Raw genomic sequence first — 12,307 nt, forward strand, 5'->3', positions numbered from 1 at the left:
GGGCGGCACGGTAGATTGTCCGGGTGGCTAATTCGAACGGACGCATTGTGTGGATCGACTGCGAGATGACGGGGCTGTCCATCGAGGACGACGCCCTGATCGAGGTCGCGGCGCTCGTCACCGACGACGAGCTGAACGTCCTCGGGGAGGGCGTCGACGTCGTGATCCGCCCGGACGAGGCGGCGCTGGCGCAGATGGGGGACTTCGTGCGGAACATGCACACCTCCTCCAAGCTGCTCGATGAGCTCCCCTCCGGTCTGACGATGGAGCAGGCGCAGGAGCAGGTCCTCGCCTACATCAAGGAGTGGGTGCCCGAGCCCGGCAAGGCCCCGCTGGGCGGGAACTCGGTGGGCACGGACCGCACGTTCCTGGTGCGCGACATGCCGGAGCTCGTGGCGCACCTGCACTACCGCGTGATCGACGTCTCCACCATCAAGGAGCTCTCCCGCCGGTGGTTCCCGCGCGCCTACTTCCAGGCCCCGCCGAAGACCGGCAACCACCGGGCCCTGGGCGACATCCGGGACTCGATCGACGAGCTGCGGTACTACCGCCGCGCCGTGTTCGCCGCCGAGCCGGGGCCGGACTCGGTGACCGCGAAGGGCATCGCCGCGGAGATCGCCGCGTCCCGCACGGGCGCCTGAGTCCCCCGTCCGGGCCGGGACCCCGGCCCGGACGGGCGGGGGTCCCGGCGTGGTCCGGAGCCCTCCGGGAATGCGGTACACTCGTATGCGTTGCCCAGCGGAAGCACGGTCTTCCGGCGGGCGTTCATGGTGGGCGTAGCTCAGTTCGGCAGAGCGCCTGGTTGTGGTCCAGGAGGTCGCGGGTTCAACCCCCGTCGCTCACCCACTGTGAAAGGCCGTCCCGTTGACTCGGGGCGGCCTTTCGTCGTTCCCGAACCGGTTCGAAGGGGCGCAGGCCCCGGCAAGTCGAAGGAAGTGCGTCATGGCCGTCCGTCCCGTGGTGATCACCGGCGATCCCGTCCTCCACCGTCCCGCAGCCAAGGTGGCGCGGTTCGACGAGGACCTGCGCGCCCTCGTGGCGGACATGTACGAGACCATGGACGCCGCCCACGGCGTGGGGCTCGCCGCCCCGCAGATCGGCGTGGGGCTGCGGATCTTCACCTACACGTTCCAGAACGACGACGACGTGGCGCCGCGCGGGGTGCTCGTCAACCCCGTGCTGACGCCGGGGAAGATCTCTCAGGAGGCGCCGGACCCGGACGAGGAGTCCGAGGGCTGCCTGTCCGTGCCCGGTTACAGCTGGCCGCTGAAGCGGGCGGACTGGGTCCGGGTCGCCGGCTTCGACGTGGAGGGCCGTCCGGTCGACTTCGAGGCCACCGGGTGGTTCGCCCGCGTCATGCAGCACGAGTACGACCATCTGGACGGCAAGCTCTACGTGGACCGGCTCAACGACAAGTGGTCCCGCAAGGCCCGGAAGGCGGTCAAGGCCGAGGGCTGGGGCCGCGGCGGCCACACCTGGACCCCCGGCGTCGACGAGGACCCGTTCGGCCACTGATCCGTCCGCGCACCGGACTCAGTCCTCGGTGCGCACGACGACGAGCTCGCCCGCCGAACGGGCCGTGGGCTCCGTCAGCTCGGCCCGCCAGCGCTCCTGCGCCGCCGAGAGCAGGTCCAGCGGCGTCTCCAGGCGTTCGCCGGAGGCGGCGCGCTCGACGAGGTGCCGGGCCAGCAGGCCGCGGGTGTGCTTGGCCATGTGCGAGACGACCTGGCGCCTCCCGCTCCGCTCCCGCACCACCTTCACCCCCACCGTCCGGGCCCGGGGGCCGCGCCACGCCGCCGCGTAGGCGGCCGACCGGCAGTCCACGACGAGCCCGTCCCCGGCCGCCGGCACCAGCACCGCGGGCAGGTGGTGCTTCCAGTGCGCCGCGAGCCTGCCGAGCCCCGGCAGCTCGGCACCCATGGACAGGCGGTAGGCCGGGATCCGGTCGTCGGGGCGCACCGCGCCCCACAGCGCCGAGACGACGACGAGGGAGGCTGCCGCGGCGGCCCGCTGCGCCCCGGTCATCCCGGCCGGGTCGAGGGCGTCGTAGAGCACCCCGGTGTAGACGCTCAGGGCCGGTGCGGCCGGCTCGGCGCCCAGCCGGGTGTTGCGCTCGACCTCGCCGCGTAGCCGCTCCCCCACGCCCAGCACCTCGAGCGCGTCCTCGCGGGCGCTCGTCGCGGCCAGCTCGGCGAGCACCTGCTCCCGGGCGGCCGTGAGCTCGGGGAAGGACAGGACGGCGGGGTCCACGGGGGCGCCGGCGCCGGGGGCGGTCTTGGTCTCGGAGGGCGGGAGGAGGATCAGCACTCGCAGCAGTCTAGTGACCCCGCGGGCCGGTCCGGGCGCCCCGGACCGGCGGGTAGGATGGGCCTCGGACAGGTCGGCCGGGTGACCGCGGGCCGCGCAGCTCCGGCTGTCGCGGCGCGAGGAAAGTCCGGGCTCCGCAGAGCAGGATGGTGGGCAACGCCCACTCGGGGAGACCCGCAGGAAAGTGCCACAGAGAACAGACCGCCCGTCCCCGGTCCGTCCGGGCGGCGGGTCAGGGTGAAAAGGTGGTGTAAGAGACCACCAGCGCGCCGGGTGACCGGCGCGGCTCGGTAAACCCCATCCGGAGCAAGGCCAGACAGGGTGCGTCCGAGGGCTGCTCGCCCGAGCACCCGGGTAGGCCGCTCGAGCCCACCGGCAACGGTGGGCCTAGATGGATGGTCACCGGCACGGCACGGGCGACCGGCCGTGCGCACAGAACCCGGCTTACAGGCCGGCCTGTCCCCCGCCCCCGCACCGCGCGCTCCGGGCTCGAGCGGTGCCTGGAGGCCTCAGGAGCGGACGAGCAGCACCCCGCACTCGGGGCACGTGAGCACCTCGTCCGCGGCCGCCGCCCGGAACGTCGCGGCGTCCGTGGGGCTGAGCGCCGTGCCGCAGGACCCGCACGCGGTGCCCCGCAGCTCCGCGGCCGCCGGCCGATCGGTGCCGCGCCCGGTCCGGATCTTCTCGTACCGTGCCAGCAGCCCGGGGTGCCCCACGCCCTCCGCTGCGGCGGGGCGCGTGCCGGCCAGCTCGTCCCGCTCGGCCGTCAGCGCGCGGCCCTCCGCGTCCCGGGCCTCGACCCGGCGCCGGGCCTCCGCGTCGGCCTCCTTGAGCCGCGGCGTGATGCGGGCGCGGTGCGCCACGGCGTCCTCGAGCTCCTGCATGACCCCCAGCTCCGCCTCCTCCGCCTCGGCCAGCTGCCGGGTGCGGGTGTCGATCTCGTGCTGCAGGCCCATGAGGTCCTTGGCGGAGCCGCCCTGCTCGAGGCGCCGGCGGTCCTTCTCGATCGAGGCCTGGACGCGGGCGACCTTCTGCTCGGCGGCGGCCAGCCGGTCCCGGACGTCCTGCTCCGCGGCCCCGAGCTCCTTGGCGGTGGCGATCGCCCGGGCCCGGAGCTGCAGCGCGGCGGCGACCTCGGGGTCGGTCTGCAGCTCCGCGATCCGGGCGGCGATCCGGCGCAGCCGGGCGTCCACCCGCTCGAGCTCCAGCAGGGCTCGTTGCTGCTCGGGCGTGGCGGTGCTCATGCGGGTCCTCCTGCGGTCGGTGCGGCGGGGTCGGGGGCGGAACGGTCGTGGCCGGGGTGGTCGCGGCCGGAGCGGTCGTGGCCGGACCGGACGGGGTCGGACCCGTCGTGGCCGGGGCGGTCGAGGCGGAAGTCCCACGGGTCGGAGCACCGCTCGGAGACGTCGACCTGGACGTCGCGGCCGCGCGCCGCGAGCGCCTCCCGCAGCGCGGCGGCGCCCACGGGCAGCCACAGCCACTCGCTCGCGAAGTGGGAGAGGTCCACGAGGTACGGGGTGCCGCCGGCGCCGGGGCCCAGCGCGGCCTCGCGCGCCTCGGACGCCGGGTGGTGGCGAAGGTCCGCGGTCACGTAGACGTCGGCCCCGGAGGACCGCACCGCGTCGAAGAGCGAGTCCCCGGCTCCCCCGCACACGGCGACGCGCCGGACGAGGGCGTCGGGGTCCCCGGCCACCCGGACCCCGTGGGCGGTGGGCGGCACGGCGTCGGCCAGGCGCCGGGCCAGCTCCCGCAGGCGCACGGGCCGCGCCAGGTCCCCGACGCGCCCGATGCCCACGGCCGGGTCGGCGGGGTGCGGCGCGAGGGGCGTCGTCGTCGTGAGGCCGGCGGCCCGTGCCACGGCGTCCGAGACGCCGTCCGGGGCGGAGTCCGCGTTGGTGTGGCAGGCGAGCAGGGCGCACCGGTGCTCGATGAGCTCGTGCACCACGGCGCCCTTGAAGCCGTCGGCGGCCACGGACGTCACACCGCGCAGGAGCAGGGGGTGGTGGGTGACCAGCAGGTCGGCGCCGGTGGACACGGCCTCGGCGATGACCCCGGCCACGGGGTCCACGGCGAACAGGATCCGGCGCACGGGCTGGTCGGGGCGGCCGGTGACGAGCCCGCTGGCGTCCCACGGCTCCTGCAGGTGCATCGGCCACAGCTGCTCGACGGTCTCGAGCACCTCCGACAGGGTGGGGGCGGGCCGGGGCGGGGACGTGCTCTGCTCGCTCATGCGCCCCAGTCTAGGAGTCCGTTCCGCGCCGGCCGCCGAGGCGGGCGCGGAGGCGTCCGGGGCGGGTGCGGGAATGATGCGGGCCGTGCGGTGTTGTACGGGTCATGGCCTACTCCGCGCACGACGACGACGCACGTCCCGCCCCCGATCCCCGCCCCGCCGCGGCGGAGCCCGCCGCGACCGAGACGTTCGTGCTCGCGGGCGGGTGCTTCTGGTGCCTCGACGCGGTCTACCGGATCACCCGGGGCGTCACCTCCGTGGTCTCCGGCTACACCGGCGGCGACCCCGGGCGCGCCGACTACTACGCGGTGTGCACGGGCACGACCGGCCACGCGGAGGCGGTCGCCGTGACCTTCGACCCGTCGGTGGTGCCGGCGGACGTGATCCTGGACCTGTTCTTCACCGGTCACGACCCGACCACCCTCAACCGGCAGGGCTACGACGTGGGCACCCAGTACCGGTCCGCCATGTTCTGGGCCGACGAGGCCCAGCGGGAGCTGTTCGAGCAGTCGATCCGCCGGACGCAGCCGGCGTGGGACCAGCCGATCGTCACGACGCTGGAGCCGCTGGGCCCGTTCTGGGAGGCGGAGCCCGAGCACCAGGACTTCTACGCCGCGCAGCCCTGGAACGGCTACTGCCAGGTGATCATCAACCCCAAGCTGGCGAAGGTCCGGAAACGTTACTCCGCGTGGCTTACCGCATAGTAGCGCTTGCGGCGCGTGGCTAGGCTGAGCTAGGACCGCGCCGCCGCGGGCCCCCCAGAGCGCCGGCGGCCGCAGCACGACCCGAGCAGCACCCAGATCCGACAGAGAACCGACCACGCAGAAACCGAGGTACGCACATGCCGAAGATCTACAACGACGTCACCGAGATCGTGGGCCGCACCCCGCTCGTCCACCTCAACCGGCTCGACGAGGGCCTGCCCGGCAACGTCGCCGTGAAGCTGGAGTTCTACAACCCGGCGAACTCCGTCAAGGACCGGATCGGCGTGGCCATCATCGACGCCGCCGAGAAGTCCGGCCAGCTGAAGCCGGGCGGCACGATCGTCGAGGGCACCTCCGGGAACACCGGCATCGCGCTGGCCATGGTCGGCGCCGCCCGCGGCTACAAGGTCATCCTGACCATGCCGGAGACCATGTCCACGGAGCGCCGGGTCATGCTCCGCGCCTACGGCGCCCAGATCGTGCTCACCCCGGGCGCGGAGGGCATGCGCGGCGCCGTCGAGAAGGCCCAGGAGATCGTCGACACCACCGACAACGCGGTCCTCGCCAGCCAGTTCGCCAACGAGGCCAACCCGGCCATCCACTACGCGACCACGGGCCCGGAGATCTGGGAGGACACCGACGGCCAGGTCGACGTGTTCATCTCCGGCGTGGGCACCGGCGGCACCATCACGGGTGCGGGCCGCTACCTGCGCGAGCAGAAGCCGGACGTGCGCCTCGTCGTCGTCGAGCCCGCCGACTCGCCCCTGCTCACCGAGGGCAAGGCCGGTCCGCACAAGATCCAGGGCCTCGGCGCGAACTTCATCCCCGACATCCTGGACCGCGAGATCTACGACGACGTCTACGACGTGACGGTCGAGGACTCGGTGCGGGTCGCCCGCGAGCTGGGCACCAAGGAGGGCATCCTCGGCGGGATCTCCTCGGGCGCCATCGTGTGGGCCGCCCTCCAGGAGGCGGCCAAGGAGGAGAACCGGGACAAGCTGATCGTCGCCATCGTGTGCGACTTCGGCGAGCGCTACATCTCCACCCTGCTCTACGAGGACATCCGGGGCTGAGCCGCGCCACTGACCACGACCCGTCCCCGCCGGGAATAGCGCCGCCTGCCGGTGACGTTGCTCCCGGTGGTGGGCGGGTCGTTCCCGTCCGCGCCCCAGCACGTCCCGCCGTCCCGGCGGGCCAGGACCCCCGCCCCCGGAAGAACAGAGGAAGACCGTGAGTTTTTGGAGCAGACTCGCCGAGGACCTGCAGACAGCCCGGACGCACGACCCGGCCGCGCGGTCCAGGGTGGAGATCGCCCTCAACTACTCGGGTCTGCACGCCATCTGGGTCCACCGCCTGTCCCACCGGCTGTGGCAGCAACCCGACCGGCGGCTGCTGGCCCGCACGGTCTCCCAGCTCGGCCGCTTCCTCACGGGCGTCGAGATCCACCCGGGGGCGACCATCGGGCGCCGCTTCTTCATCGACCACGGCATGGGCGTGGTCATCGGGGAGACCGCGGAGATCGGCGAGGACGTGATGATCTACCACGGGGTGACCCTGGGCGGGCGCTCCCTGGAGAAGGTCAAGCGGCACCCCACCGTGGGCGACCGCGTGGTGATCGGCGCCGGGGCGAAGATCCTGGGCCCCGTGGAAATCGGCGCCGACTCCGCCGTGGGCGCCAACGCCGTGGTGGTCAAGGACGTGCCGGAGGACTCGATCGTGACCGGGATCCCCGGCAAGGTCCGCCCGCGCACCCCCGAGAAGCAGCAGCCCCTCGTGGACCCCTCCAGCTACATCGACCCCGCGATGTGGATCTGACCCTGCCCCGCTGCGACGCCGGCCGGCCGCCCCCGGGACGGGGACGGCCGGCCGGCGTCGTCGTGCGGGGTCCGGGTCAGGAGACGACCTCGGAGCGGTCCCCGCTCCACAGGGTGTGGTAGGTGCCCTCGGCGTCGTCGGTGCGCCGGTAGGTGTGGGCGCCGAAGAAGTCGCGCAGACCCTGCGTCAGGGCCGCGTTGAGCCGGGGCCGGCGCAGCGAGTCGTAGTAGTTCAGCGTGGTGGCGAACACCGGCGCGGGGATGCCGCGCTCCACGGCCCGGGCCACGACGCGCCGCCAGGACGGCAGGGCCTCCTCGACGGCGGCAACGAACTCCGGGGCGAACAGCAGGTTCAGCGGCTGCTTGTCCCCCTTGTACGCCTCCATGATGACCTCGAGCAGCTCCGCCCGGATGATGCAGCCCTCCCGCCACAGGCCCGCGATGGTCGCGAGGTCCAGGTCCCAGCCGTACTCCCGGCCGGCCATGGTGAGCATGTCGAGTCCCTGGGCGTAGCTGACCAGCTTCGAGGCGTAGAGGGCCTTGCGCACGTCCTCCACGAACTCGGGGTCGTGCACGACGTCCTCGGTGGTGCCGCCGATGCCGGCGGGCAGCACGCGCTGCGCCTCGAGGCGCATCTCCGGCTCGGCGGAGGACAGCGCCCGGGCGAAGACGGACTCGGCGATCGCGGTGACCGGGGAGCCGAGCTCGAGGGCCTCCTGGACGGTCCAGCGGCCGGTGCCCTTCTGCCCCGCGGCGTCCACGATCACGTCGATGAGGGGCTGGTCGGTGCGGGCGTCGACCTGGCGCAGCACGTGCGCGGTGATCTCGATGAGGTAGGAGGCCAGCTCGGTGCGGTTCCACTGCTCGAAGACGTCGGCCTGCTCGGCCGGCTCGAGCCCGGCGACGGAGCGCAGCAGCTCGTGCGCCTCGCCGATGACCTGCATGTCGGCGTACTCGATGCCGTTGTGCACCATCTTCACGAAGTGGCCGGCGCCGTCCGTGTCGATCCAGGCGCAGCACGGCGTGCCGTCCTCCGCCTTGGCCGCGATGTCCTCGAGGAGGGGGCCGAGGGAGTCGTAGGACTTGCGGGGTCCGCCGGGCATGATGGAGGGCCCGAGCAGGGCGCCCTCCTCACCGCCCGAGACGCCGATGCCCACGAAGTCCAGGCCCTTCTCGGCGAGCTCGCGCTCGCGGCGCCGGGTGTCCTGGAAGTAGGAGTTGCCGCCGTCGATGATGATGTCGTCCTTCTCGAGCAGCGGCACGAGCTGCTCGATCACGGCGTCCACGGGGGCGCCGGCCTTGACCATCACGAGGATGCGGCGGGGGGTCTCGAGGGCGTCCACGAGTTCCTGGAGGGTCTCCGTGCGGAGGAACGTCCCCTCGTCGCCGTGGGCGTCGAGCAGGGCGTCGGTCTTCTCGACGGAGCGGTTGTGGAGGGCGACGGTGTAACCGTGCCGGGCGAAGTTGCGGGCGAGGTTCGCGCCCATGACCGCGAGGCCGGTGACCCCGATCTGAGCTTTCTGTTCTGCTGCCATGCCCCCAGCCTACAAACTCCGGGAGGGCGCTCCGTCCGGTGCGCACTTGTTGCCGCGGCCCTCCGGGGTCCTCACCGTGCTCGCCGAGGAGCGGGCCGGGCGTGGAGCCCGGACCGGAGGCCCGGCGGAGAAGTCCTCGGAAGAACCTGCGTCACAATCGCCAATCCCCCCGCCGGGGCTCCTACATTGGTGGTGGAGCACGAGATCCGGGGGGCTTGGCATGGACGCGTGGAAGAGGACGATGATCGGGGCCGTGGCCTGCGCCACGCTGTGGGCGGGCGCAGGATTCGCACCCGCCGCGGCGGCCGCCGACGGCAAGGTCGACGTGGTCGTGGGCGCCAAGGAGGTGCTCAACGAGGCGACGATCGCCCGGGCCAGCGAGAAGGCGGCCCAGCTGTGCGGGGGCAAGGCCTCCTCCTACGTGAAGAAGGCCCGGAAGGCCGACAGCACGGGGAGCATCGTGGTCCTGTGCACCCGGGCCGGGTCCAAGCAGGTGTACTTCCGCTAGTCGTGCTCCGCACCGGCTCCCGCGGGCGTCGCGACCGGCTCGTGGTGGGTCCTACCGGGATCGAACCGATGACATCCACGGTGTAAACGTGGCGCTCTACCAGCTGAGCTAAAGACCCTGACAACCGGGTGGGCGGTTTTCGCAACCGCCGGCACCCGGTTCCCGAACAGGCTACCCGCCGGGGCGCACCGGTGCCGACCGGGTGCGGGCTCCGCCCGGCGTGACGTTCGCCATATTCGCCGCCCGCCCTACGGCCGGGCGAGTCGCTGCTCGAGCCCCACCAGGAAGGCGGTCGCGGACGCGTCGACCTTCAGCCGCGCCGCGGCGTCCCCCCGGGTGCGCCCGTGGTTGACGATCACCACCGGCACGTCGGCGCGCACCGCGTGCCGGACGAAGCGGCGCCCCGAGTTCACGGTCAGGGACGAGCCCACGACCAGCAGGGCGTCGGCGGCGTCCACCATGCGCAGCGCGCGCAGCACCCGGTGCCGGGGCGCGTTCTCCCCGAAGAACACGACGTCGGGCTTCAGGACCCCGCCGCAGACCGGGCAGTCCGGCACCCGGAACCCGGCCGTGCGCGGCACCACCGCGTCCGCGTCCGGGGCGAAGTCGATGTCGTCCGGGGACGAGATCGAGTCGTAGAAGCCGGGGTTGAGCTCGTCGAACAGGTCGGAGAGCACCGCCCGGGGGATGCGGGTGGCGCAGCGCATGCACCCGACCTGCGTGTAGCGCCCGTGCAGGTCCACGACGTTGAGGGACCCCGCAGCCTGGTGCAGGCGGTCGATGTTCTGGGTGACCACGCCCGTGACGGACCCCGTCTCCTCGAGCCGGGCCAGGGCCGCGTGCCCGGCGTTGGGCCGGGCCCGCGCCAGGTGGCGCCACCCGTACTGGTTGCGCGCCCAGTAGTGGCTGCGCATGGCCGCGCTGCCCATGAACTCGTCGAAGGTCATGGGTGTGCGGGGAGTGGAGCCGGGGCCCCGGTAGTCCGGGATCCCGGACTCCGTGCTGATGCCCGCCCCCGTCAGGACGGCCGTCCGCCGACCGCCCAGCAGCGCGGCCGCCCCGGCCAGGCCCGCCTCGAGCCCGGCGGCGTCGGGGTCCGGGAACTGGTCGGGGTGCACGGGGGCGCCGTAGCCGGCGCGGACGGTGGACATCGCTGCTCGCTGGGGACCGGGCCGGCCGGGCTCAGCCGTGCAGCTTGGTGAGGGCGGTGCGGTAGGCCTCAAGCTCCCGCGGCGTGCCGCGCTCCGACCGGAAGGCGTCGACGACGACGCCCTGCGCGTCCAGCACGAAGGTGGCCCGCTCCGCCAGACCGGCCACCGGGTCGAACACCCCGTAGCGCTGGGCCACCTCCCCGTGGGGCCAGAAGTCGGACAGCAGGTCGAAGTCGAAGGACTCCTCCCGCGCGAACGCCCGCAGCGTGTACTTCGAGTCCACGGACACCGCGAGCAGCTTCACCCCGGCGTCGTCGAACACGGAGAGGCTGTCCTGGAGCCGGCACAGCTCGCCGGTGCAGACCCCGGAGAACGCGAACGGGTAGAACACGATCGCCACCGGGCGGCCGCGGAGGGCGCTCAGGGTCACCGGCTCGCCGAACTGGTTCTTGAGGGTGAAGTCCGGGGCGGGCGCACCGATCTCGAGCATGCGTGGTCTCCTCCGCTGGGGTCCGGGACGCCCGGTCAGACGTTGCGCTTGGGCATGAGCCGGGTCGCGGCCCAGTCCGCGCTGACGCGGGCGGTCGTCGTCACGTGCAGGCCCGCCGTGGGCGCGGCCTCCTGGACCTCCGCGGGCGGCACGTAGCCGTCGCGGCCCGCCTTGGGGGTCAGCACCCACACCACGCCGCCCTCGTCCAGGGTGGTGGTGACGTCCACCAGCGTGTCGACGAGATCACCGTCACCCTCGCGGAACCAGAGGAGCACCGCGTCGACGACCTCCTGGTCGTCCTCGTCCAGCAGGTCCGACCCGATCACTTCCTCGATGCCGTCCCTCAGGTCGAGGTCGACGTCCTCGTCGTATCCGAACTCCTGGATGTAGTCGCCATCCTTGAAACCGAGCTGGACTACCGCGTCACCCGCGGTGGTCTTGGCCTCGCTCACTGTTCTTGCTCCTTCTGGGATCGGGCCGACGAACGACGACCACGCACTGCGTACCGGTGCTGGGCTCCGCCTGCCCGTCGGCGGACCGCGGGGGCACGGTGGCGGGCCGGATACCGGCTTCACCGTCCAGACAACACCGGATCAGGGACTCTTTCAAGCTCCCGCACGGTGAGCGCCTCCGAATCATGGGGGTGACGCGTGGGCTGGCACGCCGTGTGACGGCCCGCCCCGGGTGTGGAAGCATGGTCCCCACAGACACCCCGTACGCCCGAGACGGCCCCGGCGGCGCGATCCGCACGACGGGCCCGGTTCCCGGACGTCCACCCGTTCCGGGTGGCGTTCGGACAGCGGCACGGGCAACGGGTATTTTTGAGACTGTCGGACGTCCCGGCCGCGCCCTCGCGCGCGCACCCGCCCGGGATCCGTCGGGCAACTCGACGAAGAGAGGTTGAACGTGCCTTCATCCAGCAACCACCACATCCTCAGTGGCTTGACCAACAACCTGAAGGACTCCGACACCGAGGAGACCCGGGAGTGGATCGAGTCCTTCGAGGGCCTGATCGAGACGCAGGGCACGGAACGGGCGCAGTACATCATGCGCGCCCTCCTCCAGCACGCCGGTGCGAAGAGCGTAGGCGTGCCGATGGTCACCACCACGGACTACGTGAACTCGATCCCGGTGGACCAGGAGCCGGAGTTCCCGGGCGACGAGGAGATCGAGCGGCGCTACCGTGCGTTCCTGCGCTGGAACGCCGCCGTGATGGTGCACCGGGCCCAGCGCCCCGAGATCGGCGTGGGCGGTCACATCTCCTCCTACGCCGGTGTGGCGACCCTCTACGAGGTGGGCCTCAACCACTTCTTCCGCGGCCCGGAGCACCCCGGCGGCGGCGACCAGGTGTTCTGGCAGGGCCACTCGGCCCCCGGCAACTACGCGCGCGCCTATCTCGAGGGCCGGCTCACCGAGGAGCAGCTGGACGGGTTCCGGCAGGAGAAGACGAAGGCCCCGAACGGGCTGCCCTCCTACCCGCACCCCCGCTCCATGCCCGACTTCTGGCAGTTCCCGACCGTGTCCATGGGCATCGGCCCGATGAACGCGATCTACCAGGCGCAGTTCAA

13 protein-coding genes, 2 tRNA genes, 1 other RNA gene and 1 pseudogene are annotated in these 12,307 nt (G+C 72.7%); 9 read left to right on the forward strand and 8 right to left on the reverse strand.

Translation table 11 applies throughout. The features are described 5' to 3' along the window. The first annotated feature begins 23 nt into the window (after window positions 1-23). The 3 genes from orn (at window position 24) to def (ending at window position 1,515) form a co-directional block, all read left to right on the forward strand. On the forward strand, window positions 24-641 hold the full coding sequence (gene orn, locus RF644_RS08245) for an oligoribonuclease (RefSeq protein WP_095650531.1): 618 nt from the start codon (window positions 24-26) through the stop codon (window positions 639-641). A gap of 129 nt (window positions 642-770) precedes the next feature. After that, a tRNA-His gene (locus tag RF644_RS08250) sits at window positions 771-844 on the forward strand. Window positions 845-942: 98 nt separating this feature from the next. Further along, window positions 943-1,515, forward strand: a complete 573-nt coding sequence (gene def / locus RF644_RS08255) for a peptide deformylase (protein ID WP_017833726.1) — start codon at window positions 943-945, stop codon at window positions 1,513-1,515. An 18-nt stretch (window positions 1,516-1,533) separates the two neighbouring features. Here the strand turns inward: def and RF644_RS08260 are convergent, their stop codons facing one another. Continuing rightward, window positions 1,534-2,307: a YaaA family protein gene (locus tag RF644_RS08260; RefSeq protein ID WP_368796155.1), complete on the reverse strand. Its 774-nt coding sequence runs from the start codon at window positions 2,305-2,307 to the stop codon at window positions 1,534-1,536. Between the two features lie 69 nt (window positions 2,308-2,376). On the opposite strand from RF644_RS08260, the gene rnpB reads away from it, so the two are divergent. Continuing rightward, window positions 2,377-2,770: RNase P RNA component class A (gene rnpB, locus RF644_RS08265), an RNA gene on the forward strand. 46 nt (window positions 2,771-2,816) lie between these two features. On the opposite strand, the gene RF644_RS08270 is transcribed toward rnpB, so the two are convergent. Together RF644_RS08270 and RF644_RS08275 are read right to left on the reverse strand one after the other, a co-directional pair. Beyond that, window positions 2,817-3,551 (reverse strand): zinc ribbon domain-containing protein, encoded by a 735-nt coding sequence (locus RF644_RS08270; protein WP_368796156.1) that lies wholly within the window; start codon window positions 3,549-3,551, stop codon window positions 2,817-2,819. Then, window positions 3,548-4,537, reverse strand: a complete 990-nt coding sequence (locus tag RF644_RS08275) for a Nif3-like dinuclear metal center hexameric protein (RefSeq protein WP_368796157.1) — start codon at window positions 4,535-4,537, stop codon at window positions 3,548-3,550. Before RF644_RS08275 ends, RF644_RS08270 begins: the two co-directional genes overlap by 4 nt. A gap of 104 nt (window positions 4,538-4,641) precedes the next feature. On the opposite strand from RF644_RS08275, the gene msrA reads away from it, so the two are divergent. From msrA to epsC, 3 genes are all read left to right on the forward strand, one after another. After that, window positions 4,642-5,241, forward strand: a complete 600-nt coding sequence (msrA, locus tag RF644_RS08280) for a peptide-methionine (S)-S-oxide reductase MsrA (RefSeq protein WP_368796158.1) — start codon at window positions 4,642-4,644, stop codon at window positions 5,239-5,241. 137 nt (window positions 5,242-5,378) lie between these two features. After that, window positions 5,379-6,314, forward strand: a complete 936-nt coding sequence (gene cysK / locus RF644_RS08285; RefSeq protein WP_017833731.1) for a cysteine synthase A — start codon at window positions 5,379-5,381, stop codon at window positions 6,312-6,314. A gap of 157 nt (window positions 6,315-6,471) precedes the next feature. Beyond that, complete coding sequence (epsC, locus tag RF644_RS08290; protein WP_035929867.1) at window positions 6,472-7,056, forward strand: serine O-acetyltransferase EpsC; 585 nt, start codon at window positions 6,472-6,474, stop codon at window positions 7,054-7,056. Between the two features lie 76 nt (window positions 7,057-7,132). Here epsC and gndA read toward each other — a convergent pair whose 3' ends face one another. Further along, a complete protein-coding gene (gene gndA / locus RF644_RS08295; protein WP_229587627.1) occupies window positions 7,133-8,590 on the reverse strand; it encodes an NADP-dependent phosphogluconate dehydrogenase in 1,458 nt (485 codons plus the stop codon). A 220-nt stretch (window positions 8,591-8,810) separates the two neighbouring features. On the opposite strand from gndA, the gene RF644_RS08300 reads away from it, so the two are divergent. Then, window positions 8,811-9,098 (forward strand): hypothetical protein, encoded by a 288-nt coding sequence (locus tag RF644_RS08300; RefSeq protein WP_368796159.1) that lies wholly within the window; start codon window positions 8,811-8,813, stop codon window positions 9,096-9,098. 42 nt (window positions 9,099-9,140) lie between these two features. Here the strand turns inward: RF644_RS08300 and RF644_RS08305 are convergent. The 4 genes from RF644_RS08305 to RF644_RS08320 all read right to left on the reverse strand — a co-directional run bounded on the left by RF644_RS08305 (window position 9,141) and on the right by RF644_RS08320 (window position 11,191). Continuing rightward, a tRNA-Val gene (locus RF644_RS08305) sits at window positions 9,141-9,216 on the reverse strand. 130 nt (window positions 9,217-9,346) lie between these two features. Further along, window positions 9,347-10,249: an NAD-dependent protein deacetylase gene (locus RF644_RS08310; protein ID WP_368796160.1), complete on the reverse strand. Its 903-nt coding sequence runs from the start codon at window positions 10,247-10,249 to the stop codon at window positions 9,347-9,349. A gap of 31 nt (window positions 10,250-10,280) precedes the next feature. Further along, entirely contained in the window at window positions 10,281-10,739 is a 459-nt protein-coding gene (locus RF644_RS08315; RefSeq protein ID WP_017833736.1) for a peroxiredoxin, read from the reverse strand. Window positions 10,740-10,774: 35 nt separating this feature from the next. Continuing rightward, the gene (locus RF644_RS08320; protein WP_017833737.1) at window positions 10,775-11,191 is read right to left on the reverse strand and encodes a DUF3052 domain-containing protein; all 417 of its coding nucleotides are present in this window, start codon (window positions 11,189-11,191) and stop codon (window positions 10,775-10,777) included. Window positions 11,192-11,645: 454 nt separating this feature from the next. On the opposite strand from RF644_RS08320, the pseudogene RF644_RS08325 reads away from it, so the two are divergent. Beyond that, a pseudogene (locus RF644_RS08325) lies at window positions 11,646-12,307 on the forward strand (pyruvate dehydrogenase (acetyl-transferring), homodimeric type); the annotation flags it as partial.

This window comes from Kocuria sp. CPCC 205258, assembly GCF_040981005.1.
GTDB classification, from domain to species: domain Bacteria; phylum Actinomycetota; class Actinomycetes; order Actinomycetales; family Micrococcaceae; genus Kocuria; species Kocuria rosea.